Origin of the sequence: Urbifossiella limnaea (genome assembly GCF_007747215.1) — a bacterium.
Classification (GTDB): domain Bacteria; phylum Planctomycetota; class Planctomycetia; order Gemmatales; family Gemmataceae; genus Urbifossiella; species Urbifossiella limnaea.
On the sequence record NZ_CP036273.1, the window covers coordinates 1,344,503 to 1,370,384 of the forward strand.

Sequence of the window (25,882 nt, forward strand, 5' to 3'; positions counted from 1 at the left end):
GTGTTTCGTCGCTACACCGCGACGGCCCGGCCCGTCTTCACCGACTCGATCTCGCGGTGGCACAGCACCAGCGCGTCGCGGGCCAGCTGCCCGCTCAGCAGGTCCGGCTCCGCCCCCGTCCGCACGCCGTCGGCCGCGGCCTGCAACTCGTCGGCGAACGCCGCCAGCGGGTCGCCGCCGCCGGCCAGCGCGGGCTGCGTCGCCTTCCCGTCGGCGGTGAGCAGCGTCAGTGGCTGGCCGCCGGCGTCGTACAGCAGGCTCGCCTTCTCCAGGTAAATCTCGAACCCGTGCGTGAACGGCCGGCCGCCCATGCACACGGCGCCGCTGGAGCACGTCACCGCCGGCCCGCCGGGGCCGTACAGGTACGACGTGGTCAGGTACGTCACCGCGCCGTTCGCCACGGTGCCGACGGCGAACACCTCCTTCGGCACACCGCAGACGAGGCCGATGAAGTGCGTGTCGTGGATGTGCAGGTCCACGGCCGGGCCGCCGGTCTTGGCCGCGTCGGCGATGTCGGCCGACCAGTCGGGCACCGCGATCACCCGCTTGAAGTGCGCCCCGAGCAGCTTGCCGTACTGCCCGCCGCGCACGGCCTCGGCCGCGAACTTGAACTCGGGGAAGAACGGCAGCACGTGCGCCACCATCAGCAGCTTGCCGGCCGTCTTCGCCGCGGCGACCATGGCGTCGGCGTCGGCGGGGGAAAGGGCGATGGCCTTCTCGACGAGGACGTGTTTGCCGGCGGCGAGCGCCTGCAGCGCGAGCGGGGCGTGCTGGTCGGTGACGGTGCAGATGTCGATGAGGTCGATGTCGGGGTCGGCGAGCATGTCGGCGAAGGCGGAGTACGTCTTGACGCCGCTCAGATCCACGCGGCCGGGCTCGGGGCCGAAGTTGCCGCGGGTGTTCGTCCAGTCGCCGGCGAGCTTGGCCGGGTCGCGGCTGCACACCGCGGCGACCTTCGCGCCGGTGAGCCGCTGCGCCGCGAGGTAATGGATGCGGCCCATGAACCCGACGCCGACGATCCCGATACGCACCATCGCCGTGCCTCCGGTCGTGATGGAAAATTCGGCGTCAGCGCGCCGCGATGCAGAACAGGTGCTTCTCGCCGCGGACGAAGACTTCGCGGTCGCTGAACGCCGGCGACGCGAACACCTTCTCGCCGAGCGGGTTCCGCGCCAGCACCTCGAACTCGGCCGACGCCCGCACCACCGTCGTCACGCCGTCGTCGGCGGTGAAGTAGACGCGCCCGTCGGCCGCGACCGCCGAGGCGTGGTGCCCGACGCCGCCGAGCCGCTCCTTCCACCGCTGCGTACCGGTCTTCACGTCCCAGCAGCTGGCGACGCCGCGGTCGTCCACCAGGAACAGGTTGCCGCCGTGGGCCACCGGGCTCGGCACGTAGCCGCCCTCGTTCGGCTTCGACCACAGGACGTGGCTCTTTGTCACGTTGCCGCTGCCGGCCGGGTCGATCGCCATGACCCAGTGCTTGGGGAAGCCGGCCGTCAGCAGCAGCACGCCGTCGTGCAGCACCATGCTGGAGACGAACTGCTCCGTCGGGCCGTCCACGAGCCACAGCTGCTTGCCGGTGTCCGGGTCGTAGCCGGCGACGCACTTGCTGCCGGTCAGCACCAGCTGCTTGCGGCCGGCCGCGTCCACGACCGTCGGCGGGCAGTAGGAGCGCAGCTTGTTCGGCCGGTCGGCCCGCCAGCGCTCGGCGCCGGTGAGGCGGTCGAGCGCCACGATGTACGCGGTCTGACCCTTCGGCGCGTCCTGGTCGCCGTTCACGATCACCATGTCCTTGTAGAGAACCGGCGGGCTGCTGAAGCCGTGCTGCGAGTGGAACTCGCCGGGCGTCGTCTCCCACAGTAGCGTGCCGGCGGTGTCGTAGCAGAAGACGCGCAGCTTCGGCCGGTCGAGGAACGTGACGTACACGCGCTCGCCGTCCGCGGCGGGGGTCGAACTGGCCCAGCTGTTCTCGCCGTGCTTCCGCTCCAGCTCCGCGGTCACGGCGACCCGCTGCCACAGTTCCTTGCCGGTGGTGCGGTCCACGCAGTGGAGCATGCGCTGCTTCTCGCTCTCGACGCACGACGCGAAGTACACCTTCCCGTTGCTGACGACTGGCGACGAGTGCCCCGAGCCGTTGATCGGGAACTTCCACTTGATGTTCTGCGCGGCGGTCCAGGTGAGAGGGTAGCCGGTGTCGGAGACGGTGCCGTCGCCGCGGGGGCCGCGCCAGGCGGGCCAGTCTTCGGCCGCGGCGACGCCGGCGAGGAGGAGCAGCGGGGCGAGGGCGAGGCGGGACATGCGGGCTCCAAAACGGGCGAAGCCCGGGGACGCCGTCCCCGGGCTTCGCGGCGAGCGGTACGGCTACTGTTACCGGCTCACGACGCGGTAGTCCACCGTCTCGCGGTCGCCAACGGTCACCTGCTTGTGGAAGGTGGCCCGGCCGTCGGTGCCGCCGAGGTACACGTACCAGTTGCCGGCCGGCAGCCGCAGGTCGAACTCGCCGAAGCCGTTGGCCGTGGCGTACTCACGCTTCGTCGGGTCGGCGGCGTTGACGAACACCAGCCGGGCGGCGCCGCGGGGCGTCGTCTGGTCGCGCTCCACGACTTCCCCGCGGACCGTCACCGCGCGGCTGAGCGAGGTCGTGCGGTCGGGGCGGAGCCGCGGCGTGGTCGGGCTAACCACCGGGCCGGCCTTCGGGAACGACGTGTTCGGGCCGGTCGGCAGCTGCTGGGCCGGCAGGTTCTCACCGGCGTTCGGCACCACGGCCGGCGGGCTCCGCAGTTCGTTCACCGACGGCCCCTGCGGCGGGGCGATGCCGGCGCCCGGCGGGCAGGCGTCGCACGCCGGCGTCGGCGGGTAGTAGTACGACACCACCGGCTGCTGCACCGTCACCGGCCGCAGCGTGGTGACCGGCACCATCGCGCACCGCTCGACGTAGCTCGTCACCGCGTTGCACTTCGACCGCAGCCGGTACGACGTACACGGCTGGCAGACTTTCTGCGGGCAGCCGGTGCAGGGGTCGTAGTAGGTCGTGTACTTGTACTCCGTGACCGGCTCGTAGTAGTAGCTGGTCACGTTCTTCGTCACCGGCTCGTAGTAGCTGCGGCGGACGTACTCCGTCACCGGCTGGTAGTAGCAGCGTTGCACGTAGCTGACGCGCACCTCCGGCTGCGGGCACGGGGCCGGGCAGGCGGCCGGCGCGGGGGCGGGGGCGTAGTACGCCGCGCGGGGGCGGTTGCAGTCGTTGCAGCAGACCTGGAAGACGTTGTTCCAGGCGGCCTGGGCCGGGGTCGCAGACCCCAGCAGACCGGCCGCGGCGACGGCGAGAGCGGGCAGGTGAAGTCTCATGTGGTGATCTCCGTGCGGGGTCCGTCACGACTACGGGTTAAGCCTAATCCGTGCCAACGCTGCGCCAACCGGATTCGGGCGCCGCCACAACCCGGAAAACCGGACCGGGCGCGTCACAGCCGGCAAGGTCGGCGCATCCCGCTCTGCTTCGCCAGTCTGCGCACGATTTGGGGGCTTTGGGCGGGGCGGGCGCTTGCTTTGTAAAAAGGAAAGCCCGGCAATCTGTGCGGCCAGACACCTCCGACGCTCGGGCCGATGGCATTGTGTGCCGTCGACCCCCCCCGGGGGTCGAGGCACGCATTGAGTCGGAGACACGAATTAATGTCAGATCGATGGGCGGGGTTCGGGTGGCGACCGCGGCCGTGCCGCCGGTAGAATCGCTACCCCCGGAGGTGCCCGCGATGCTGGAGGTGGCCGACGCCCTCGCCGAAGTCCTCGCCCGCGCCCGACCGCGTTCGCCGCAGCTGATGCCGCTCGAACCGGGGAACGTCGGTGGCGTACTGGCGGAGGACGTGACCGCCGACCGCGACGCGCCGCCGTTCGACAAGTCCCTGCGCGACGGGTACGCCGTCCGCTCGACCGATCGGTTCGACGCCGAGCTGTGTGTCGTGGAGGAGATCCCGGCCGGCGTCGTGCCGCGGAAAGCGATCGGCCCCGGCGAGTGCGCCCGCATCTACACCGGCGCCCCGATCCCGGCCGGCGCCGACGCCGTGGTGATGCAGGAGGACACGACCGCGGCCGGCGACCGCGTCAGGATCAACGCGGCACCGCGGCCCGGCGCGTGGGTCTTCCGTCGCGGGGCCGAGATGCGAACCGGCGAGGTCGTCGTCGCGGCGGGAACCATCCTCACCCCGGCGGCGATCGGCGTACTAGTCGGAGTCGGGCGAGCGCGCATCGAGACGCACCGCTTCCTCGACGTCGGCGTGGTCGCCACCGGTGACGAGCTCGTGGGTGCGTCCGAGGCGCCCGGTCCGGGGCAGATTCGCAACACGAACGGCCCCATGCTCACCGCCCTGGCGTGTCAGGCCGGAACCCACGGCTGCGACAACGGCATCGCCCGCGACACACGCGAGAGCCTTCGTGCCGTGATCGGCCCGGCCCTCGACAACAACAACGTCGTCCTGATCGCCGGCGGCGTCTCGGCGGGGAAGTTCGACCTCGTGCCCGGCGTGCTCGCCGAGCTGGGAGTCACGGCGCACTTCCACCAGGTGCGGATGAAGCCGGGGAAGCCGCTCCTGTTCGGCACCCGCGGCGACACCCTCGTGTTCGGCCTGCCGGGCAACCCCGTCAGCGCGCTGGTGTGCTTCGAGCTGTTCGTCCGGCCGGCGCTGCGGAAGATGGCCGGCCACGCCGACCCCGGGCCGCGCGTGGTGAATCTTCCGCTCGCGGCGGCGGTGGTGGAGTCGAACGACCGGCCGACGTACCGGCCGGCAAAGCTCGAACCCGCGGCCGTCGGCTGGGCGGTGCGGCCGCTGGACGGCGGCACCGCGCCCGACCTGCGCGGCATGGCCCCCGCCGACGCGCTGCTGGCGCTGCCGGCCGGCGACGCCCGCTACGACGCGGGGACGCCGGTACGAGTCGTGTTGATCGGGAAGCAAGACTAACCACAGAGTCACAGAGAGCACAGAGGGAAGACAGGAAGCCGAGAGAAGAGAAGATTTTAACTTCAAACATCGGTCTGTCTCGGTCTCCTGTCTGCTCTCTGAGCTCTCTGTGCTCTCTGTGACTCTGTGGTTAATCCTCTTCTTCCGCCGCCGCCAACCGCCAGGAGAGTGTCCGCGTGAAGCCGCCCCGTGTATTCCTCCCCGCGGTCGCGTCCGGGCTACTGCTCTGGGTTGCGTTCTTCCCGCTGAACCTCGGCCCCGTCGCGTTCGTCGCCCTCGCCCCGTGGCTGACGCTCGTCCGCGCCCCCGTGTCGCGCCGCCGGCGGTACTTCGCCGCGTACCTCGGCAGCGTCGCGTTCTTCCTGCCGGCCGTGCAGTGGATGAGGGTCGCGCACCCGGCGATGTACGCCTCGTGGCTCGGCCTCGCCCTGATCATGTGCCCGATGTACTGGGTCGTCGGCTTCGCGCTGCTGCGCCGGCTCGACCGCGTGCCCGGGGTGCCGCTGGCCGCTTCGTTCCCGGTCGTGTGGGTGGCGCTGGAGTATGTGCGGGCGCACGCCCCCACGGGCTTCGACTTCCTCCCGGCCGCGGTCCACCAGAAGGTCGGCGTCGGCTGGTACTTCCTCGGCTACTCGCAGCACGACTTCCTGCCGCTGATCCAGCTCGCCGACCTCGGCGGCGTCTACGCCGTGTCCGCGGTCGTCGCCGCGGTGAACGGCGTGGCCGCCGAGTGGCTGATGAGCGGCCGACTCCCGTTAGGCCGGGGCGCCAGCCCCGTCGGGCCCGAAGCACTGACGGGGCTGGCGCCCCGGCCCAACGAGCCGACCGGCCTGCGGAAGCTGATCGCGTCCACGCTCGGCACCGCGGTCGTGTTCGCGGCCGCGGTCGGCTACGGGCTCGTGCGGCTGAACCACCCGGCGTTCGAGAACGGCCCGGTCGTCGCGGCCGTCCAGGGGAGCGTGCCGCAGTTCCAGAAGAACACCGACGGCCGCTCGCTCGGCCAGGTGTACGCGGCGCTCCACCTCCGCGCCGCGCTGGCGAACCCGACCCCCGACCTGATCCTGTGGCCGGAGACGTGCTTCCCCGCCGAGTGGCTCGCCGCCACCGGCCCGCCGCCGGCCGACTTCGCGGCGCAAATCGCCGCCTGCCGGGCGTACTTCGCGCGGGAACAGTGGCGGGTGCCGGTGCTGCTCGGCCTCGGCTGTACGGAGTACGACGCCGGCGATCTGTGGAAGTACAACTCGGCGCTGCTGCTGACCGCGGCCGGGCAGGAGGTGGGCCGGTACGACAAGATTCACCTCGTGCCGTTCGGCGAGTACGTGCCGTTCCGCGGCACGTTCCCGTGGCTGCAAGCGTTCACGCCGTACGAGGGCGACTACTCGTGCCGGCCCGGCCAGCGGTGGACGCGCTTCCCGGTGACGGGCGCCGACGGCCGGCGGTTCACGTTCGGGTGCCTCATCTGCTACGAGGACTCGGACCCGTCGCTGGCCCGCCGCTACGCCTTGCCGGCGGGCGACGAGCCGGCGGTGAACTTCCTGGTGAACCTGTCCAACGACGGCTGGTTCGACGGCACCGAGGAGCACGAGCTGCACCTGGCCGTCTGCCGGTTCCGCGCCGTGGAGTGCCGCCGCAGCGTGGTGCGCGCCGTGAACATGGGGATCAGCGCGGTGATCGACCCGGACGGCCGGGTGGTGACGGCGCTGCCGAAGCAGGTGGAAGGCGTGGTGAGCGCGGCGGTGCCGATCGACGGGCGCGAGTCGCTGTACGCGCGGCTCGGGGACTGGCTGCCGGGGGCGTGCTGGGCGGCGATTCTGGTGGGCGTGGTGGTCGGGCGCCGAAGGCCGCCCGGGGCTTCCGCCCCGCGCTAGGAACGAACGCCCCCATCCGGGGGCTGAAGCCCCGAGCCAGTGGAAACCCCGGGCGGCGCCCGCGGTGTCCGCTTCGGACACGCACTTCGCCTTCCCCCGTCCCCCCGGCCCCGCTATACCCCCGCCTCCACCGGAGGGGCGTCCGTGACCCGGCTCAAACTCGCACTCGTTCTCGGCGCCGCCACCGCGGCCGGCCTCGCCGTCGCGCAACCGGACGCCGCCCCGCGGTTCAAGTGGCAGCCCGGCCAGACGTTCACCTACAAGGTGGCCCAGCAGACGGCCGTGCAGGAGACCACCCTCGACGACAAGGCCGACAAGACGGTCACGTCCGACACCCGCACCAGCCTGGCGCTCACACGCCGGTGGGTCGTGAAAGGCGTAAGCCCCGCCGGCGTCGCCACGCTCGAAATGTCCATCACCGCGCTGAAGCGCGACATCCGCCAGCCGGACGGCATGACCACCACGCTCGACTCGGCGAACGCCGACGACGCCAAGGGGATGGCCGAGTACCTGAACCGGCCGGTGGTGACGGTCGCGGTGGACGCGCAGGGCCGGCTCGTGGAGGTGAAGGAGGCGAAGGGCGGCAGCGCGGCCCGGCTGCACGCCGAGTTGCCGTTCCGCGTGGTGCTGCCGGACGCCGCGCCGGCCGCCGGGCAGACGTGGAACCGCGCGTTCAGCCTGAAGCTCGACCCGCCGCTCGGCGCCGGCGAGACGCACGAGTTCACGCAGACGTACACGTCGAAGGGCGTGCAGGACGGGCTGCTGGTGGTGGGCGTGGGCACGGCGCTGAAGGCGCCGCCGAAGACGGCCGGCGAGCAGGTGCCGCTGGTGCCGATGCTGTGGGCCGGCGACGTGTACTTCGACCCGGCCGCCGGCCGCTACCACGCCTCCCGGCTGAGCGCGAAGGCGGAGCTGCCGAACCACCTCGGCGAGGGGACGCGGTACGCGTACCAGAGCACGTACACCGAGGACTTGCTGACGAAGTGAAGACGAGCGCGGCGAGCGGCCCGCGTGAGCGGGCTGTTCCCGAGCACATCACGTGCGCTCAGGAACAGCCCGCTCACGCGGGCCGCTCGCCTGTCGGACTACTTCCCCTTGTGCGCCGTGTGGCACGCCTTGCACGAGCCCTGAATCGCGCCGGCCGACGTCTTCACGCCGTCGGCGTTCTTCTTCTCGGCGGCCGCGAGCAGGGCCGACGTGTTCTTGTGGTACGCCCCGCCGAGCTTCTCCCACGAGTCCGCCCCGCCCTTGCTCGGGGTCGCCTTGTGCAGCAGGGCGGCGTTCGAGTCGAGGCTCTTGGCGGCGGCCACGGCCGCGTCCCACTTGCCGTCCTTGGCGGCGAAGATGACCTGCTTCAGCAGCGGGTCGGTGCCGCCGTGCCCGGCCTTCATGATGTCCTTGATCGTCAGCCCCTTCTCCTGGGCGACGGTCGGCGTGCCGACGGCCACGAACAGCGCGGCCGCGACCGCGGCCGTGAACCCCACCCGAACGAACGTGTTGGTCATCGCGCGATCCCTCTCAAGGTAAGCAGCGGAACGAAACCGACACCACCGGCCGACCTCCGGCCGGGGCTTTCGACCCCGGCGGTGCCGGTGGCCGATGGAAGAACACCCCCCGCACCCGGCGGAGGGAATGACCCGGGCGGGAATCGAACCCGCGGCCGGCTGGACTCTCGGAACGGCGGACGAACGAACCGTTGCCGGTCACCGACGAAGGAACCCATCCGAAGAGTCTCCGTCGCGCGCGGCCGCCGTGACGACAATCGTTGTAGCGCCGACCTCTCGCCGGTTGAGACGCGGGCCGGGAGTCGGGTATTCATCCGACGGGCGCGCGACATCCGGAACGGGGTCGGGTCAGGATCGGGGTGGGGGATCGGCCGGGGTCTGCGGGCGCGGCACGGCGACGGGTCGGTCGACGGGGTCGGCCGGTGTCGAGGCCGGGTCGCCGGCCGCCGCCACGGGCGGCGCGGGCGGCACCGCCGGATCGACCGCGACCGGCGCCGGCGGGTCGCACCGACAGCGGCCGGGGTCGAGCGTGGCGGCCGCGGGCTCCGGGGCGGGCGCAGGCGGGGCTTCGGCCTTGCAGTGAGGGCAGCCGCCGGCGGGCGGAGGTGCGGGGGCCGGGGTTGGCGCCGGGGTGGTGCAGCAGCACCCGCCGGCGTGCTGGCGGAGGATCGAGCAGGAGCAGTTGCCGGCGCGGCACCCGCCGCGGGCCGGGGCGACCGCCGCGAACACGGGCACGCCCACCGCCGTGGTCAGTTGCCCGACCAGGGCGACGAGCACGGCGGTCCGGGAAAACCCGCGGGCGAGCGGCATTCGCGCCTTCCGGTCGAACGAGGCGAGGCCAATCCTAAGCCGCCCCGTGGGTGCCGTCAAGGACATGCCGCCCTTCCTGCCCCGGCGCCGACCTCGTATTCTCACCGGTGAACCGGCCCCGCTCCCGGCCCCGACCTTCCGGCGGCCCGCGCGGGGGGAACGACCGCATCCCCGGCCCCGCCCCGACCTTCCGGCGGCCCGGCGGCCCGCCCGCACCTCCCCGGAAGCGCAATGACCGCCTGGCACCGCAACGAGTACATCCTCAAGGGCGTGTTCCTCGGCCTGTGGGCCTTCGCCGCCCTCCAGGTCGCCGTCGACCCGTCCGCCGTGCGTGTGGATTTGTGGTGGGTGCTCGGCTGGATGACCGCCGGGCTGGTGCTCGGCCTGATCGGCGGCACCGCTCTCCAGCTGAAGCGCGGCGTCCGCCCGTGGCAGAACTGGACCGCCTTCCCGCTGCTGGTGCTGCTCGAAAGCCCGACGTTCGTGTACGGCGGCGTCGTGTTCGGCCTCGCCGCCGGGGTGCTCAGCGGCCGCGAGTTCGCGGAGCCGTGGGCGGCACCGATCGCCCACCTGTTCGGCCTCACGTTCGACGACATCAAGCACGTCCGCTCCGACGACAACTCGAAGCCCGGCGACTGGCTCGGGTACTGCGCCGTCGGCGGGGCGCTGCTCGGGTTCGGGCTGTACCGGCTCCGGCAGATCGCCGACCCGTGGTGGCGGTTCGGCGTGGGGCTGGCGCTCGGCGCGGGGTTCGTCTACCTCGGCGGCGAGTACGCCAACAAGCTCCCCGGCCTGGACGCCGCCGCGCGGTTCAACCTCGGCGTGTACATCCTCATTGGCCTGCCGTTCTTCTACCTCCTCACCTTCTGCGCGGAGGCGGAGGAGAGCGAGGTCGAGATCATGGCGCTGTGCGCCGCGATGGGCACGGCCCTGCACCTGATGAACATCGGCGGCGCGGCGGTGAACTTCGCCGCGGTGCCGCTGCTCCTGCCGGTGACGATCTACTTCGTGTACGCCACCCGCGTGCTGCCGGGGCTGCGCGTGTTCAAGCACGTCCTGCGTGGGTACAGCTACCAGAACCTGGGCCGCCTCCGCGAGGCGCTGTACTTCTTCCGCCGCGCAACGGAGCTCGACCCCAAGAGCACGTTCGCCGCCGCCGGGATGCGCGGGCTGCACGAGAACCTGACGCTCGCCAAGCTCGACCGCGAGCCCGAGCTCCTCGAGATTCTCGACTTCGGCCTGTGCCTCGACCGCGCCGAGCGCTTCCTGCTCGCCGGCCGCACGCCCACGCCCGCCGAGCGCGAGGAAGCCGACCGCTTCCTCGACCTGGTGGCGCGGAAGAAGCCGGCGTACCAGGCGCGCGTCGATTACCTCCGCGCCGTGAGCCTGACGCACGCGAAGGATTATCCCGCGGCGGCGACCGCGCTGGCGACGCTGCTCGACCCCGAGACGCCCGGCTACCACGCCGGAGTGCGGCGGTCGGTGTTGTTCCCCGCGTGGGAGCTGGCGCTGAAGCACGGCCCGGCGGCGCTACAGGAGCGCCTCGGCTGGGCCGAGCTCGACAAGCCCGGCCGGCGCATCGAGGCCATCGCCGCGGCCGAGCGCGCCGGCGCCGACGGGCAGGAGTTCAAGGCGGTGCTGTACAGCCAGCTCACCGAGGCCGAGTTCGTCGCGGCGTCGGCCGGCGGGCCGCCGGCGGAGTTCAACTACGAGTACGTCGAGCAGTTGGGGCTGGCGCTGATCGACGACGCCGACCCGGAGCGCCGCGAGCGCGGGGCGGCGTACCTCCGCATCGCCGGCCGCGGCCTGCCCGAGCGCGGCCCGAGCATCTTCCGCAAGCTCGCCGACACCGCCGCCGACGCCGAGGCCGCCCGCGGCTACCTCGACCAGGTGAAGCGCACCGGCCTCGACCTGTTCAAGGCGAAGCGGCTGGCGGCGGCGCAGCGCGAGATTTACCTCGCCGCGCTGAAGCAGCTCGCCGACCTGGACGACGCCCGCGGCGACCCCGAGGCGGCGATCGGCAGTTTGGGCCTGTACCTGGAAGCCGGCGGCCGCAACGAGCTGGACATCTTCCGCCGCCGCGCCGAGCTGTACGCCAAGGCCTCGGACCCGATGAACGCGCTGGTGCAGGTCGAAACCGGCCTCACCTACAGCAGCTCGGACGCGGACCTGCTGAAGAAGAAGGACAGTTACTACTTCTCGGTCACGGAGGAGCAGCTGCGGGCGAAGCGGGAGCGCGTCAGCGGCTTCTTCGACGTGGCGTACTGTGTCAAGAAGGCGTCGGGCATCCTGAACGGCAAGTCGGACGACCCGGAGCTGCTGGAGTGGGCGTCGCACCTGGCGGCGCTGGCGACGGTGATGCAACCGCAGGCGAACGGCGTGCGGCTGATCCGGGCGCGGTGCCTGCTGCGGCAGGGGAACCGCGACGCGGGCATCTCGCTGTTGGAGGACATCCGCGAGAGCCCGAAGGGGAGCCGCGACGACGAGGACGCGTGGTACGCGGCGACGAAGATTCTCGGCGAGCTGTACCTGGACGAGCTGGACCGGCCCGATCTGGCGATCGCGGCACTCAAGGACTACAAGGGCTACCTGAAGGCCGGCGCCGACACGCACTACCAGCTGGGCCGCGCCTACGAGGCGGCGCAGGACACGGCGAACGCGATCCGCGAGTACGACGCGGTGACGGCGTTCGAGGGGCACCCGCGCTTCTGGGACGCCAAGGACGCGCTGCGCCGCCTCGGGAAGGGGTAGGATTTCGCCGCTCGCGGCGTAGCGGCGTCGACGCCGCTACGCCGCAAGCGGTAACACACGTCTCCGTGCCGCCGTCGGGCGGCGTAACACTGGCGCGACTGGCGAAGCCGGACCGACCCGTCCGGTCGGCCCGACCGGGGGGTCGGGGGAAAGTTTGCGGGCCGTTTCCCGACACCCGCGAAAAGCGTCGGGTATAATGATAGTGGGTTTGAAGCTTTTCCCGCCGCCGGCGAACCCTGCGGCTCGCCAGGCCGTCTGAATCAGTTGTACGGGTCGCGCCGAGGGAACAGGCGTGCCCACACTCGCACCACCACCCGTCGGCGCGGCCGGAGTGCCGCCGGCCGACCGTCTGCAGCGAACTCGCCATTGCCGGCCGGGGCCACGCCGGCCGGGGAACGGACGCGATATGACCCGGATGTTCCACCACGAGCCGACCGCCGCCACCGACGACCCCGACACCCGGGCCGCCGACCTCCTCGACGACGACGACCCCGAACTGGTCGACGAGGATGACGACGACGCCGACGAGGGCGAGGCCGCCGAGGCGCCGGCCGCCGAGGGCGACGCCCCGGCCGAGGAAGAGTACGCCGGCGGCCCCGACGACGCGCTCGGCCTCTACCTCCGCCAGATGGGCGCCATCCCGCTCCTGAACAAGGAGCGCGAGACGGCGCTGGCGCAGAAGCTCGAACACCACCGCGACCGGTTCCGCGCCGCCGCCCTGCTGTGCGGCCGGGTGCTGGCCCGCGTCGCCGACAAGTTCGAGCAGATCGCCGGCGGCGGCGTCCCCATCGACCCGCACGTGGACGTGTACTCGTCGCCGGACCTGGCGCTGTCGCGGCCGCAGATTCTCAACCGCCTCGAGAAGAACCTCGGCACCCTGCGCACGCTCCTGGCTCAGGAGGCGGAGGAATTCGCCGCCGGCGTCCGCGACGAGTTCCCCGGCGACCGCACCGTGTGGAAGAACGCCCGGCTGTTGCGGGTGCTGAAGTGTCGGAAGCTGGCCACCGAACTCTCGCCGCGCACCGAACTGCTGGAGCGCTGGACCGACGAGCTCACCGACATGGCGGACGAGCTGAAGCACCTCATCCGCGCCCAGAAGCTGAGCGTCGGCAACGAGCGGATCAAGGCCGAGAAGGTGCTCCGCGACGCCATCCTGCGGGCCGGGCTGATGCCCGACGAACTCGACGGGCTGGTGCGGGTGCTCCGGAAGCGGCGGCTGGCCTACCAGCGGGTGCGGCGCGAACTCGCGGAGGCGAACCTCCGGCTCGTGGTGAGCATCGCCAAGAACTACCGCAACCGCGGGCTGCCGTTCGCCGACCTGATCCAGGAGGGGAACCGCGGCCTGATGCGGGCGGTGGACAAGTACGAGTGGCGGCTGAAGTTCAAGTTCGGCACCTACGCCACGTGGTGGATCCGGCAGGGGATCACGCGGGCGCTGCACGACCACGCCCGCACGGTGCGGGTGCCGTGCCACCAGATCAGCATGATGGCGAAGATCGAGCGGAAGCGGAGCGAGATGTCGGCCGCGACCGGCCGCGACCCCACCAACGAGGAACTGGCGCTCGCCCTCGGCGTGAAGACCGAGGAGACGCGCAGCCTGCGGGTGGTCGGCCGTCACCCGGTGAGCCTGCACGAGCCGGTCGGCGGCGAGGGCGAGCGGGCGCTGGAGGACTTCCTCAGCGACCACCAGACGCCGACGCCCGGCGAGCACGTGGACCAGCGGCTGCTGCGCGACCGCATCGGCGAGGTGTTGCGCTCGCTGGCCCCGCGGGAGCGCGAGGTGATCGAACTGCGGTTCGGCCTGAAGGACGGCACGCCGAAGACGCTGGACGAGGTGGCCCGCCTGTACGGCATCACGCGGGAGCGAATCCGCCAGATCGAGGCGCGGGGGCTGCTGAAGCTGCGTCAGCCGGTGCGGAGCGCCCGGCTGGAGGAATTCGCGGACCACCAGCCGGGGTAGGATCGGAAGAAGAAGTTAGACGGGATAACAGGATGAACGGGATACCGAACCAAGGCATCAGTCTTGGTTCGGTATCCCGTTCATCCTGTTATCCCGTCTAAACTCCTGTGACCGGAAGGCGTCACCCGAACAGGTCCGTCCGCGCCGTCTCGCACACCTTGGCCACCGCCGGGTGGCGCAGCTTCCGCTGCACCGTCACCGCGTACACCCGGTTCCGCACCCGCTCCGCCCGGCCCACCACCACCGCCCCGTACTGCTCCAGCGCGTCGCCCTCCACGGCCGTCGGCACCGGGTACACGCCGGCCCCGGCGGCGCCGAACACCTTCATCAGCGCCGTGTCGGCGAACTCGCCCCGCACCACCGGCCGCACGCCTTCCTCGGCGAACCATTGGTCCAGCGCCCGCCGCAGCGTCGTCGAGTCGAGCGGCAGCAGCACCGGCGCCCCGTCCAGGCTGCGCGGGAACCGGCCGGCCAGTTTCACGGACGGCGCCGCGCAGAAGGTGGTGCCCGTCTCGCCCAGCAGGTGGTTGAACGCCCGCACCTTCACGCCGGGCGGGGCCGGGCCGTCGGTCAGCACCACGTCGAGGTTGTGCAGCGCCAGCTCGGCCACCAGCCGCTCCGGCTTGTCCTCCACCACCACCAGCCGCTCCTCGCCCGCCAGCACCGGCTCCAGCAGCCGGTGGACGACCAGCTTCGGCAGCACGTCGGCGACGCCGACCACCAACCGCGGTGTGGTCGCCCGCCCCTCGGCGAACGCGGCCTGCAACTCGCCGCCGAGGCGGAAGATTTCGTCGGCGTAGTCGTAGGCCAACTTGCCGGCCTCGGTGAGGGTGAGCCCGCGGCCGCCGCGGACGAACAGCGGCTGCTTCACGGCGCGCTCGAGCGCCGCGAGCTGGGCGCTGACCGTCGGCTGGGCCACCCCGAGCACCTCGGCGGCGCGGCTGACGCCGCCTTCGCGGGCCACGGTCCAAAAGTAGTGGAGGTGGTGGTAGTTCACGGCCGGGCCTCGGCGGCGGGGGTATTGAGCAGACCGATACCAACTTCTCGCCCATTCTATTTGTCTATGACGCGGCGCCGGGCATAGGATTTTATCGAGGTGAGAAGTCCGACCAACCTGGAGCGGAGCGAGCCATGCGAGTCACGATCCGGGCCAACGCGGTGGCCCTGACGGCGGTGGGGCGGGAGTTCGCGGAACAGCGGCTGAGCTCGGCCCTCGGCCGGGCCGCCGGGCACGTCCGGTCGGTGAATGTGTACGTCGCCGACGAGAACGGCCCGAAGGGCGGCGACGACACGACGTGCCGGGTGGCGGTGAACCTGGACAACGGCCCGCCGGTGTTCGTGCGGCACCGCGCGGCCGGGCTGCGGGCGGCCGTCGGCGGGGCGGCCGAGCGGGTCGGGCAGGCGGTGGCCCGGGCGCTGGACCGGGTCGACCGCGGCCGGCGGCTGCGGCTCCTGGCCGCGCTGAAGCGGCTGACGGCCGCGGTCCGCCGAAATGGGGGTGGGTCGTGAACCTCGACTGCCCGAAGTGCGCCGCCCCGCTCGTGACGATGGTCCGGTACGACACCGAAATCGAGTACTGCCCGGGGTGCCGGGGGGTGTGGCTCGACCGCGGCGAGCTGGAGAAGTTGATGACCCGCGAGCCGGTGTGGCGGCCGGACGACGACGAGGACCGCCGCCCGCCGCAGGCCCGCAAGAAGGACGGCTTCCTCCGCCGGCTGTTCGACTTCGACTGACACAACCCGGCCGCTTGCGGCGGCGCGGCGCGAGCCGCGAAGCCGCGGGCGGCCGGCACGCTCAGTCGTCCAGCAGCTTCTTGAACTCGACCTGGTAGCACGTCGTGTTGCCGTTGCCGAGGAACAGCTGCGAGCCGTCCGCGCTGAACGCCAGCGCCTGCACCGGCGAGTCGAACTCCCGCGACACCAGCAGCCGGCCGCTCAGCACGTCCCACACGCGCACCGTCATGTCGTCGCCGCCGCTGACGAGGTAGCTGCCGCTCGGGTCGAAGGCCACCGCGTGGACCGTCTCCTGGTGGCCGGCCAGCTCGAACACCGCCTCCTGCGTGTCCACGTCCCACACGAACACCGTGTCCGTCACGCCGGCCGCGGCCAGGTACTTCCCGGCCGGGTCGAAGGCGACGGCCCGCACGCCCACGTCCAGGGTGAAAGCCCGCTCCTTCGTCGTCAAATCCCACAGGCACACGGCCCCGTCGCGCTCGCCGGTCGAGAGGTAGTCGATGCCGCCGCACGCCAGGCGGTTACCGTCCGGGTGGAAGGCCAGCCCTTCGAGCGTGCAGCCGTCGGCCGCCTCGATCAGGATCAGCTCGGCGTCGCCGGTGCCCTCGGTCTGCCACACCCAAACGAGCCCGTCGGCCGGGCTCGTGTGAGCCAGCCGCTTCGAGTCCGGGGAGAACGCCACCGCCCCGACCGGCGGCTTGGTGGCTTCGAGGGTACGGGCCACGGCGCCGGTCGGGGCGTCGCACAGGCGCGTCCGGTGATCGACGCCGCCGACCGCGAGCCACTTGCCGTCCGGGCTGGCCGCGACACTGGCCGCGCCGCACACGCCGGTGGATGCGACCTCGGCGCCCGTGGTCGCGTCCCACACCCGCACGCTCGGACCGGCCGTGCTGGCGAGCTTCGGCGCCGGGCCGGGCACGACCGCGATGGCGTGCCGGCCGGTCGGGTTCGGCCCCGCCACGAGCTTGCCGGTCTGCGTGTCCCAGACGTGAACGACGCGGTCGAGGCCGGCGCTGGCCAGTCGGGTGCCGTCCGGGCTGAACGCCAGCGTCCGCACGTCGTCGGCGTGGCCGCGGAGGACGTGGGCGACCGTACCCGCTGCGGCGTCCGACCAGAGGTAGATGTCGAAGTCCGAGTCGGCGCACGCCAGTCGCTTGCCGTCGGGGCTCCACGCCAGTTGTGTGACCTGATCGGCGTGGCTGTTCAGCAGCATGAGGGGGTCGGGGGTGCCGACTTTCCACACGCGGGCGGACGTGTCCCAGCCGGCGGACACGAGCAGGGCTCCGTCGGGGCTCCAGGCCAGCGCCGGGATGCGGTCGGTGTGGCTCCGCAGGTCGCCGACGAGCTTGTGCGAGAAGTTGTCCCACACCCGGACCAACCGGTCTTCCCCGGCCGTGGCCAGGTGGTCGCCCGTCGGCGAGAAGGCGACGGCGCTGATCGGCTTGGGGTGCGCCAGAAACTTGCCGAGCGGCTTCTGGCTCGCCACGTCCCACAGGCGGACCGTCCCGTCGTCGTGCCCGCTGGCGACGGTGCGGCCGTCGGCGCTGAAGGCGACGGCGGTGACCCACGAGTCCTGGGCGAAGCGGCGGACGAGTTGCCCGGCGGCGGCGTCCCACAGGATGAGGTCGTCGTTGCCGCTGGCCAGCAGCCCCGCGTCGGGCGAGAACGCCCAGAGGGTTTCGAGGTCGCTGAGGTAGTGCCGGGCGAGTTGCCGGCCGTCGGCGGCCCAGTGGTGGAGGACGCCCGATTCGTCGACCGACCGCACGGACCCGTCCGGGGCGAACGCGACCGCGGCCACGTCACCGTCGGCGTGGAAGCGGGGTTCGCCGTATACGCGGCCGACGAGCGGCGAAGGCTTGGCGGCGTCGTCGGTCGGGGCGGCTGGGGAGGGGGTGGACATCTCGCAAACCTTTCAGGCCGGTGCGGATGCGGGACGGGGGGCGTACCGCAGTCTAGAACAGGTTTTCGCGCGGCGCGAGAAATTCCGGCGGGCGGGGAGGGAAATTCTGCCTAACAGGAATTCTTGGCACAGCTGAAAAGATGGGCGCGATCGTTACCGACGGCGGTCGGACTGGAGAGGTTGTAGTTTGGGGGTTGGGAGTAGAGGTTGGACGGGTCGCGTCAACCGGTCGATCCCGCCCTGCCAATTCCAACCTCTGGCCAACAAATGCCCGAATTCGACTACATCGCCTGGCTCCGCTCCCGGACGCCGGCCGACCCGCGGGTGCCGGTCGGGCCGGGCGACGACTGCGCCGTACTGGCGCCGTCCGGGCGGCCGCTGCTCGTCACCACCGACCTGCTCACCGACGGCACCGACTTCATCTTGTCGGAGGTCGGAGCTCGTGCCGCGGGGCGGAAGGCGATGGCGGTGAACCTCTCGGACATCGCGGCGATGGCCGGGGTGCCGACCGCGGCCGTCGTGGCGGTGGCGCTGCCGGCGGGTGGGCGTTCCGTCGGCGAGGAAATCTACGACGGAATCCGCGACGTGGCGGACGAATTCGGCGTGGCGGTGGTCGGCGGCGACACGAACAGCTGGGCCGGGGCGCTGGTCGTAGCGGTCACGCTGCTCGGGGAGGCGACGGCGCGCGGGCCGGTTCTCCGTTCCGGGGCGAAGCCGGGCGACTGGCTGTTCGTGACCGGCCCCGTCGGCGGCAGCATCCGCGGCCGTCACCTGACGCCGACGCCGCGGGTGCGCGAGGCACTGCGGCTGCACAACGCCGTAGATCTGCACGCAATGATCGACATCAGCGACGGGCTGGCCGCCGACCTGAATCACATCCTGGAGGAGAGCTGCTGCGGGGCGGTGATCGACGCCGCGGCGGTGCCGGTTCACGCGGACGCGGTCGAGTTGGCGAAGGCGACAGGGAAGCCGCCGCTGGCGCACGCGCTGGGCGACGGCGAGGACTTCGAGCTGGTGTTCACCGTGAGCGCGGCCGACGGCGAGCGGCTGTTGCGCGAGCCGCCGGTCGCGGGGCTGGTGAAGATCGGCGAGTGCGTGGCCGCGGGGCTGTGGCTGAACGAGGGCGGCGGGCGGCGGCCGCTGGCGCCGACGGGGTGGGTGCACGAGCTGTAGGCGAGCGGCCCGCGTGAGCGGGCTGTTCCTGAGCGCGCCAGATGTGCTCAGGAACAGCCCGCTCACGCGGGCCGCTCGCCTGCGAAGAACGCCGCCGCCGCCGCGAACGACTCCGGCGTGCCGATGTCGATGAACCGCCCGCCCGGCACGCCGACCACGCCCGGCGCCGCCACCCACGCCGGCAGCACCTCGCGCTCCAGCGACACGGACCGGCCCGCGGGAATGTCCGTTAGCCGCTCCCGCGGGATGAGGTAGACCCCGGCGTTGATCCACCCCTCTCCCGTCGCGCCGCCCTTCTCGACGAACGCCGTCACGCGGTGCGTCGCGTCGAGCGTCACGGCGCCGTAGCGGGACACGTCGGGGACGCGGGCCAGCGCCATGCCGACGAGTCCGACGGGGACGGCGTCGACGAACGCTGGCAGGTCGAGAGCACAAAACGAATCACCGTTCAGCAGCAAGACGGCGCGGCCGGTCAGAAGTTCGGTCGCGTGGCGGACGGCGCCGCCGGTGCCGAGCGGCTCCGGCTCCACGGAGTAGCGGAGCGTCATGCCGTGGTGTTCGTCGCCGAACGCGGCGCGTACCTGATCGGCGCCGTAGCCGGTGAGCAGCACCGTCTCGCGGACGCCGGCCGCGGCGAGGGGGTCGAGGAGGTGCGCCAGGTACGGCCGGCCGGCGACGGGGGCGAGCACCTTCGGCCGGTCGGCGACGACGGAGCGGAGGCGGGTGCCGAGGCCGCCGGCGAGAATGGCCGCGGTAACGCCGTCGAGGGGGTGAGACATGGGGGCAGTGTAGTTCCGCCGCTCGCGGCGTAGCGGGGTAGACGCCGCTACGCCGCGAGCGGCGAGAATCACGGCCGCTGGAAGCTCGCGGCGCTCGCCGGCTCGCGGCCCTGCAGCGCGGCCAGCCGCGTCTGCGCCTGCTCGGCCTGGCGGGTGCCCGGCACCAGCCGGGTGACGCGCTCCAGGCACGCCGTCGCCTCGCGGGCGTTGCCGCGGCGCTGCCAGCTTTCGGCCAGCGTCAGGTACATCGCCGCCGTCTTCTCGTTCATTTGCTCGCACGCCGTCGCCAGCCGCTCCGGGTTGTCCCGCACGTCCGCCGCCAGCGCCGACGCGTCGCGTGCTTCGGGCCGGTCGGCGAACGCCACGGTCAGCTGGTCGCAGCGCTGGAGGCAGTCCTGGTAGCGGCCGGCGCGGAAGTCGTCGCGCGCCGTCGCCAGCAGGTCGCGGCTCAGGCGCGAGCGCTGGTTCTCGCGCGTCTCGGGACGGTCGGCCAGCCCCGCCAGCATCCCGGCGGCGTCGGCCGCGGCCTGGGTGCCGGAGAACGTCCGCATCAGGCCGGCGAGTTCGTCCATCGCCTCGGGGGTGGCGCCGCGCGTCTCCAGCTCGCGGGCCTTCGCCAGCCGGCCGGCGGCTTGCTGCTCGATGCCGGCGAGCACCTCGCGGGCCTTCACGCCGACCGGCCGCTCGCCGGCGTCCTTCACCACGGCGCGGAGCAGCGACACGGCCCGCGGGTAATCGCCGGCGCCCGCGGCCTTGCCCGCCTCGTGGAAGTCGCGGGCCATCCAGTCCGCGGTCGCGGACAGCGTGACGGCCCGGCGCATGTGCTCGGCGTAGCGGTCGGGTTCGAGGTAGCCCTCGATGAAGGCGTGGATTTTACCGTCGGCGCCGGCCAGCACCGTGGTCGGGTACACGTTCACCCGCAGCGCCTTGGACAAGTTCGCGTCGTGGCTGGCGTTCACCTTCAGCGGGACGAAGCCGTTCGCCGTCAACTGCGTGACGGCGGGGCTCTTGAAGGTGGTGGCGTCGAGCTTACGGCAGTAGAAGCAGTCGTCGGTGCCGACGACGATGAGCAGCGGCAGGCCGCGGTCGGCGGCCTCCTTGCGGGCCGTGTTGTAGTCGGTGCGCCAGGCCACGCCGGCGGCGGGCTGCGCGTGGGCGGCCCGCGGGGCCACGGTGACGAGCAGCAGCAGGGCGGCCGCGGCCGCGACGGGACGGAAGCGCATGGTCGATCCCCGAAGTCAGACGTGGTGCGTTACGACCGCGGGTGCGCCTTCCGGTAGCTGTCCTGGAGCCGCTGGGTCGTCACGTGCGTGTACACCTGCGTGGTGTTCAGGCTCTTGTGACCCAGCAGCTCCTGCACCCCCCGGATGTCCGCCCCCGCATCGAGCAGATGCGTGGCGAAGCTGTGCCGGAGGGTGTGCGGGCTGGTGCGGGGGTCGAGCCCGGCCAGCCGCAGGTACCCGGTGAGCAGCCGCCCGACGCTCCGCGCCGTGAGCCGCCCCCCGTCCTTGTTCAGGAAGACCGCCGGGGAGTCCGCCCCGGCCCGTTGTAACAACGCCGCCCGCTCCGGGAGCCAGGCCTGAATCGCCGACACCGCCGCCGGCCCGAGCAGGGCGAGCCGTTCCTTCTTCCCCTTACCGCGGACGACGACCACACCATCATTGAGGTCGGCGTCGGCGAGGTCGAGGCCAACCAGTTCGCTGACGCGCAGGCCCGCGGAGTACAGCGTCTCAAGAAGGGCGCGATCGCGGGAACCGGCCCACGCGCTCGCGTCGGGCGCCGCGAGCAACTTCTGCACGTCCGCCACGGTCAGGAAGTGCGGCAGCTTCTTCTCCAGCCGCGGGCCGCGCAGCGCCAGCGCGGGGTTCTGCTGCAGTACCCCCTGCCGGCACAGGTACTTCCCGAACGACCGCACCGCCGCCAGCCGGCGGGCGATGGTGGACTTGGCGTAGCTCTGCTCGTGCAGCCACGCCACGAACGCGCGGAGCAGCCGCGTGGTCCAGTCGGCGGGGGCGACGGAGCCCTGCTTGAGCCGCTCGCGGGCGAACCCGAGCGCCTGGGTCAGGTCCTCGCGGTAGGACTTGACCGTCTTGTCGGAGGCGTTCCGCTCCAGGCCGAGGTGGGTGAGGAACTCGGCGAGGGCGACTTCCAGCGTCAAATGATCCGCCCCGGGCGAGGGTGTCGCGTCCGTGCGGCGTGAGGGGTCGTCTACAACTCGGCGGCGACCGTGGGGTTCCGCACCCGCTCGGTGAGGACCGCGGCGTCGAACCAGCTGATGGCGACGGCGGGGTCGGCGGCCTGGTGGCGAATGTCGTCGACGAGGGCGTCGCGGCTGTCGTCGTCGTAGACGAACAGGAACTTCTCGTCGCCCTTGAACAGGGCCAGGACGTTGAGCTCGCGTGGCACCCTCGTCCCCCGGCGGCGGTCGCGGGCCGGAACGGACCGCGACACCCTCCCGGTATCGGCCGTGCGAGCGTGCCGCTGGAGCGAAACCCGCGGCGCGAAGCGGGGCGGGATGGGGAAGAGGTGGCGTAACCGGCGCGACCGGCACCCGTGTTGCCGCTTGCGGCTTCGCGCTGCGGAACGCGAAGCCGCAAGCGGCAACACGGGTACGAGAGGCGCCGGGCGCTCGCCGCGCTCCCGCGCGCCGCTACAACACCCGCATGGCCACCCCACACCCGCTCCCGCACACCCGCGTCCCCGCCCTGCGGTTCCCCACCGCCGCCGACGGGTCGAAGTACGTCGCCCGCGAGATCGACAAGCTCGTCCGCGCCCGCAACGCGGCCGGCAAGCCCACGGTCCTGGGCCTCGCCACCGGGTCCACGCCCGTCGGCCTGTACCGCGAACTCATCCGCCTCCACAAGGAGGAAGGGCTCGACCTGTCGCGGGTCGTGACGTTCAACCTCGACGAATACCTGCCGATGCCGAAGGAGGACGCGCACTCGTACTTCCGGTGGATGCACGAGACGTTCTTCAACCACGTCAACATCCCGTGGGGGAACATCCACGTCCCCGACGGCACCCTCGCCGCCGAGGACGTGGACCGCTTCTGCGCCGACTACGAGAAGCGGATCCGCGCCGCCGGCGGCATCGACATTCAGATCCTCGGCATCGGCCGCACCGGGCACATCGGGTTCAACGAGCCCGGCAGCCCGCGGAACAGCCGCACCCGCATGGTGACGCTCGACGGCATCACCCGCCGCGACGCCGCCCCCGGCTTCTTCGGCGAGGAGAACGTACCGGCGCAGGCCATCACGATGGGCGTCGCCAGCATCCTCGACGCCCGCCGGCTGTTCCTCATGGCGTACGGCGAGCACAAGGCCGGCGTTGTGTTCAAGGCGCTCGAGCAGCCGCCCACGGAAGCCGTCTCCGCGAGCTTCCTGCAAGAGCACCCGGACGCCACGGTCGTGCTCGACGACGCGGCCGCGGCCGAACTCACCGCCATCAAGCGGTCGTGGGAGGTCGGGCCGGCCGAGTGGACGCCGGAACTGGTGCGGCGCGCCGTCGTGCACCTGTCGCTGTCGGTGGGCAAGGGCTTGCAGATGCTCGGCGACGAGGACTTCCGCGACCACCACCTGTACGAGCTGCTGCGCGAGCAAGGCCCGGCGACGCGGATCGGCGAGGCCGTGTTCCACGACCGCATGACGACGATCACGCCGTTCCCCGCCGGCCCCGCGAAGGGGAATCCGAAGACCATCCTGGTGTTCTCCCCGCACCCGGACGACGACGTGATCTCGATGGGCGGCACGATCATCCGGCTGGTGCAGCAGGGGCACACCGTCCACGTCGCGTACATGACCAGCGGCAACATCGCCGTCTTCGACCACGACGCCCGGCGGTTCATCGACTTCGTCGAGGAGTTCCTGGCGGCGTTCGGGTCGGTCGGCGAGCACTCCACGGCCGGCACGGTGAAGCAGCGCGTCGAGACGTTCCTGGCGACGAAGAAGGCCGGCCAGCCGGACGCGCCGGAGCTGTTGAAGGTGAAGGGGCTGATCCGCGCCACCGAGGCCCGCGCCGCGGCGCTGGCCTGCGGCATACCGCCGGAGCAGCTCGAGTTTATGAACCTCCGCTTCTACCAGACCGGCCGCGTGACGAAGGACCCGGTCCACCAGGACGACGTGAGCGACCTGGAGAAGCTGATGCTGCGGCTGCAGCCGGCGCAGGTGTACGTGGCGGGCGAGATGTCGGACCCGCACGGGACGCACCGGCTGTGCGCCGAGGCGATCTTCGCGGCGGTGCGGCAGGCCCGGCCGAAGGGGCTGACGAGCGAGGTGTGGCTGTACCGCGGGGCGTGGGAGGAGTGGGAGCCGCACGAGATCGAGATGGCGGTGCCGCTGAGCCCGGACGTGCTGGAGCAGAAGAAGCAGGCGATCTTCCGCCACCAGAGCCAGAAGGACCGGGCGATGTTCCCCGGCGGCACCGACCGCCGCGAGTTCTGGCAGCGCGCCGAGGACCGCAACATCGCCACCGCGAAGACCTACGACGCGCTCGGCCTCCCCGAGTACTACGCGATGGAAGCGTTCGTGCGGTGGAAGGAATAAGCGGTTTCGCCGCTCGCGGCTTTGCGTTGGGTAGCGCGAAGCCGCACGCGGCAACCGAACTACTCGTTCACGGTCACGTCCGGGTCGTTCCTCCCCGCCCGCAGGCGAGCCCAGTCGGCCGCCGTCGGCTTCACCGGCGGGCCGTACCGCCCCCGCAACTCCAGCAGCCGCGCCCGCCTCACCGCGGGCGCCGCCAGCGCGTCGAACGGGTCCGGCAGCGCCCGCCCCATCAGGTAGCGCACCACCGGGTAGCGCTCCTCTTCGAGTAGCCGCGTCAGCACCGCGCCGTGCCAGTCGGCGCCGCCGGCCCGCTTCGCCGCCTCGTGCGAGAACGCCCCCGCCACCACCGCCCGCGTCCGCGCGTCGCCGCGCAGCAGCGCCAGCACCGCCGCCGAGTTCGCCTCGTCGTCGACGTCCAGCTTCACCGCCGCGGCTCGCTTGCCGGCCGGGCCGGGCCACTTCGCCAGCTCCGCCTTCGTCCACCCGAGCGACTTGTCGAGATGGCACAGGTTGCAGGCGTGCGGCTTCCCCGTGCCGACGCTGTCGGCCAGCTCCGGCGTCTGGATGCGGTGCGACCGGTGCGTCGTCATCAGCGAGTACACCTGGTGCGGCATGTGGCACGAGTAGCACAGGCTCCCCGCCCCGTCGGCCGCGTGGCGGGTGTGCTCGGTCAGCTTCTCGCGGTACGCCGGGTGGCAAGACAGGCACGCGTCGTTGCCGCGGGCCGCGGGGCGGACCAGCATGTTCGGCTCGTCGCCGTGCATGGCGTGGCACGTCATGCAGCTCAGCCGGCCGGTGCCGTTCTCGTAGCACGCCGACAGTTGCAGCCCGTTGAACTCCAGCGCCGTGGTCAGCGGCGTGCCGTCGCCCCAGAAGCGGCCGTCGGTCGGGTCGGGCGTCGGCCGCTCCTTCGCCTTCGGCCGGCCGGCGGCCAGCGCCGCCTGCTCGCCCTCGGAGCGGAAGACGTGGTTGAACACCTCGAGCGGCCGGCCCGGCACGAACGGGTCGCGGTGCGTCACCCGGTCCCACGCCTCCGGCTTCGGCACCAGCGCCCCGTGGCACCGCCCGCACACCTCGTCGCGCCGCGCCACCGGCAGCCGGCCCGGGTGCACCACGTCGTCCGCCGGGTGGATCGTGTCGCCGCGCTGCTTCCGCAGGTGCGCGTCGCCCGGGCCGTGGCACGCCTCGCACGAGATCCCCAGTTCGGCCACCTCGGTGCGGAACCCGGCGGGGCGGCCGAGCGCGTCGCGGACCGGGTTCTTCCGCGGGCCGGTGTTGTGGCAGTACAGGCAGCTGGCGTTCCACACGGCCCCGCGGCTGTGCTCCCAGAAGTCGGCCGACTCCGGGGCGAGGAACCCGCCGTGGCTGTGGACCCAGCGCCGCTCGCCGAGGTGGTACAGCACCGGCAGCCGCACGTACTGCCCGGTCGGAGCCCGGTGCAGGTACTCCTGAATCCAGTGCGACCCCACCACCCGGTCGACGCGGTACTCGGTGGTGCGGGCCGCGCGGCCCGGGTCGGCCGTCTCCAGGTAGAACTCGTCGCCCCGGCGGGTGGCGCGGGTGACGACGCCAGCGTACTCGTAGGCGGCGCCGGCGAAGTCGCCCTTGACCGTGTCGGGGGCGGCGTCGCGGGTCATGGTGCGGTGGTACGTGCGGAACCAGGTGTCGTACTCGCGGCGGTGGCAGTCCGCGCAGTCGGTCGAAACGGCGGCGACGTGCGGCGTGTCGGCGGGTGGCGCGGGCGGGTCGGGAAGGGCGGGGCGCGGGTGGGTGTACCACCACGCCCCGGCGGCGAGCGCCGTCAGAACGCCGACCGCCGCCCAGACCTTACCCGTCATCGTCGCCCCCGACTCGGGTTGATGTCCGAGTGTACCGCGCCCGGCCGGGCGGCGGAACGGCCGTCGCGTGGC

At 72.2% G+C, this 25,882-nt stretch carries 21 protein-coding genes; 9 read left to right on the forward strand and 12 right to left on the reverse strand.

What is annotated here, in order from left to right:
* Positions 1-11: 11 nt before the first annotated feature.
* The 3 genes from ETAA1_RS05390 to ETAA1_RS05400 form a co-directional block, all read right to left on the reverse strand.
* Positions 12-1,034, reverse strand: a complete 1,023-nt coding sequence (locus tag ETAA1_RS05390; protein WP_145235012.1) for a Gfo/Idh/MocA family protein — start codon at positions 1,032-1,034, stop codon at positions 12-14.
* A gap of 34 nt (positions 1,035-1,068) precedes the next feature.
* Positions 1,069-2,298, reverse strand: coding sequence for a PQQ-like beta-propeller repeat protein (locus tag ETAA1_RS05395; RefSeq protein ID WP_145235014.1), 1,230 nt, complete (start codon positions 2,296-2,298; stop codon positions 1,069-1,071).
* Between the two features lie 69 nt (positions 2,299-2,367).
* On the reverse strand, positions 2,368-3,348 hold the full coding sequence (locus ETAA1_RS05400) for a hypothetical protein (RefSeq protein WP_145235016.1): 981 nt from the start codon (positions 3,346-3,348) through the stop codon (positions 2,368-2,370).
* A gap of 347 nt (positions 3,349-3,695) precedes the next feature.
* Here ETAA1_RS05400 and ETAA1_RS05405 point away from each other — a divergent pair, with 347 nt between their 5' ends.
* The 3 genes from ETAA1_RS05405 to ETAA1_RS05415 all read left to right on the forward strand — a co-directional run bounded on the left by ETAA1_RS05405 (position 3,696) and on the right by ETAA1_RS05415 (position 7,807).
* Positions 3,696-4,952, forward strand: coding sequence for a molybdopterin molybdotransferase MoeA (locus ETAA1_RS05405; protein WP_202920680.1), 1,257 nt, complete (start codon positions 3,696-3,698; stop codon positions 4,950-4,952).
* Positions 4,953-5,128: 176 nt separating this feature from the next.
* Complete coding sequence (lnt, locus tag ETAA1_RS05410) at positions 5,129-6,820, forward strand: apolipoprotein N-acyltransferase (protein WP_145235021.1); 1,692 nt, start codon at positions 5,129-5,131, stop codon at positions 6,818-6,820.
* Between the two features lie 144 nt (positions 6,821-6,964).
* Positions 6,965-7,807, forward strand: a complete 843-nt coding sequence (locus ETAA1_RS05415; RefSeq protein WP_145235023.1) for a hypothetical protein — start codon at positions 6,965-6,967, stop codon at positions 7,805-7,807.
* A gap of 98 nt (positions 7,808-7,905) precedes the next feature.
* Here the strand turns inward: ETAA1_RS05415 and ETAA1_RS05420 are convergent, their stop codons facing one another.
* Together ETAA1_RS05420 and ETAA1_RS05425 are read right to left on the reverse strand one after the other, a co-directional pair.
* Entirely contained in the window at positions 7,906-8,325 is a 420-nt protein-coding gene (locus ETAA1_RS05420; RefSeq protein WP_145235025.1) for a cytochrome c, read from the reverse strand.
* Between the two features lie 348 nt (positions 8,326-8,673).
* The gene (locus tag ETAA1_RS05425) at positions 8,674-9,135 is read right to left on the reverse strand and encodes a hypothetical protein (protein ID WP_145235027.1); all 462 of its coding nucleotides are present in this window, start codon (positions 9,133-9,135) and stop codon (positions 8,674-8,676) included.
* Positions 9,136-9,366: 231 nt separating this feature from the next.
* Here ETAA1_RS05425 and ETAA1_RS05430 point away from each other — a divergent pair, with 231 nt between their 5' ends.
* Positions 9,367-11,886 carry a tetratricopeptide repeat protein gene (locus ETAA1_RS05430; RefSeq protein ID WP_145235028.1) on the forward strand — a complete coding sequence of 840 codons (2,520 nt, stop codon included), beginning with the start codon at positions 9,367-9,369 and terminating at the stop codon, positions 11,884-11,886.
* Positions 11,887-12,292: 406 nt separating this feature from the next.
* The gene (locus tag ETAA1_RS05435; protein WP_145235029.1) at positions 12,293-13,846 is read left to right on the forward strand and encodes an RNA polymerase sigma factor RpoD/SigA; all 1,554 of its coding nucleotides are present in this window, start codon (positions 12,293-12,295) and stop codon (positions 13,844-13,846) included.
* Between the two features lie 121 nt (positions 13,847-13,967).
* On the opposite strand, the gene ETAA1_RS05440 is transcribed toward ETAA1_RS05435, so the two are convergent.
* On the reverse strand, positions 13,968-14,843 hold the full coding sequence (locus tag ETAA1_RS05440; RefSeq protein WP_145235031.1) for a LysR family transcriptional regulator: 876 nt from the start codon (positions 14,841-14,843) through the stop codon (positions 13,968-13,970).
* A gap of 134 nt (positions 14,844-14,977) precedes the next feature.
* Here ETAA1_RS05440 and ETAA1_RS05445 point away from each other — a divergent pair, with 134 nt between their 5' ends.
* Positions 14,978-15,355 (forward strand): HPF/RaiA family ribosome-associated protein, encoded by a 378-nt coding sequence (locus ETAA1_RS05445; RefSeq protein WP_145235033.1) that lies wholly within the window; start codon positions 14,978-14,980, stop codon positions 15,353-15,355.
* Positions 15,352-15,579 carry a TFIIB-type zinc ribbon-containing protein gene (locus ETAA1_RS05450; protein WP_202920681.1) on the forward strand — a complete coding sequence of 76 codons (228 nt, stop codon included), beginning with the start codon at positions 15,352-15,354 and terminating at the stop codon, positions 15,577-15,579. The genes ETAA1_RS05445 and ETAA1_RS05450 overlap by 4 nt, the downstream gene beginning before the upstream one ends.
* A gap of 61 nt (positions 15,580-15,640) precedes the next feature.
* Here ETAA1_RS05450 and ETAA1_RS05455 read toward each other — a convergent pair whose 3' ends face one another.
* The gene (locus tag ETAA1_RS05455; protein ID WP_145235035.1) at positions 15,641-17,479 is read right to left on the reverse strand and encodes a WD40 repeat domain-containing protein; all 1,839 of its coding nucleotides are present in this window, start codon (positions 17,477-17,479) and stop codon (positions 15,641-15,643) included.
* A gap of 267 nt (positions 17,480-17,746) precedes the next feature.
* Here ETAA1_RS05455 and ETAA1_RS05460 point away from each other — a divergent pair, with 267 nt between their 5' ends.
* Entirely contained in the window at positions 17,747-18,652 is a 906-nt protein-coding gene (locus ETAA1_RS05460; RefSeq protein ID WP_145235037.1) for a thiamine-phosphate kinase, read from the forward strand.
* 62 nt (positions 18,653-18,714) lie between these two features.
* Here the strand turns inward: ETAA1_RS05460 and ETAA1_RS05465 are convergent, their stop codons facing one another.
* The 4 genes from ETAA1_RS05465 to ETAA1_RS05480 all read right to left on the reverse strand — a co-directional run bounded on the left by ETAA1_RS05465 (position 18,715) and on the right by ETAA1_RS05480 (position 21,837).
* Positions 18,715-19,431 carry a nucleotidyltransferase family protein gene (locus ETAA1_RS05465; protein WP_145235039.1) on the reverse strand — a complete coding sequence of 239 codons (717 nt, stop codon included), beginning with the start codon at positions 19,429-19,431 and terminating at the stop codon, positions 18,715-18,717.
* 68 nt (positions 19,432-19,499) lie between these two features.
* The gene (locus ETAA1_RS05470; RefSeq protein ID WP_145235040.1) at positions 19,500-20,654 is read right to left on the reverse strand and encodes a thioredoxin family protein; all 1,155 of its coding nucleotides are present in this window, start codon (positions 20,652-20,654) and stop codon (positions 19,500-19,502) included.
* 29 nt (positions 20,655-20,683) lie between these two features.
* Positions 20,684-21,583 (reverse strand): tyrosine recombinase XerC, encoded by a 900-nt coding sequence (xerC, locus tag ETAA1_RS05475; protein WP_145244577.1) that lies wholly within the window; start codon positions 21,581-21,583, stop codon positions 20,684-20,686.
* A 56-nt stretch (positions 21,584-21,639) separates the two neighbouring features.
* Positions 21,640-21,837, reverse strand: a complete 198-nt coding sequence (locus ETAA1_RS05480) for a hypothetical protein (protein WP_145235042.1) — start codon at positions 21,835-21,837, stop codon at positions 21,640-21,642.
* Positions 21,838-22,094: 257 nt separating this feature from the next.
* Between ETAA1_RS05480 and nagB the strand changes: the two genes are divergently transcribed.
* Positions 22,095-23,972, forward strand: a complete 1,878-nt coding sequence (gene nagB / locus ETAA1_RS05485; protein ID WP_145235044.1) for a glucosamine-6-phosphate deaminase — start codon at positions 22,095-22,097, stop codon at positions 23,970-23,972.
* A gap of 59 nt (positions 23,973-24,031) precedes the next feature.
* Here the strand turns inward: nagB and ETAA1_RS05490 are convergent, their stop codons facing one another.
* Entirely contained in the window at positions 24,032-25,810 is a 1,779-nt protein-coding gene (locus ETAA1_RS05490; RefSeq protein ID WP_145235045.1) for a cytochrome c3 family protein, read from the reverse strand.
* Between the last annotated feature and the right edge of the window lie 72 nt (positions 25,811-25,882).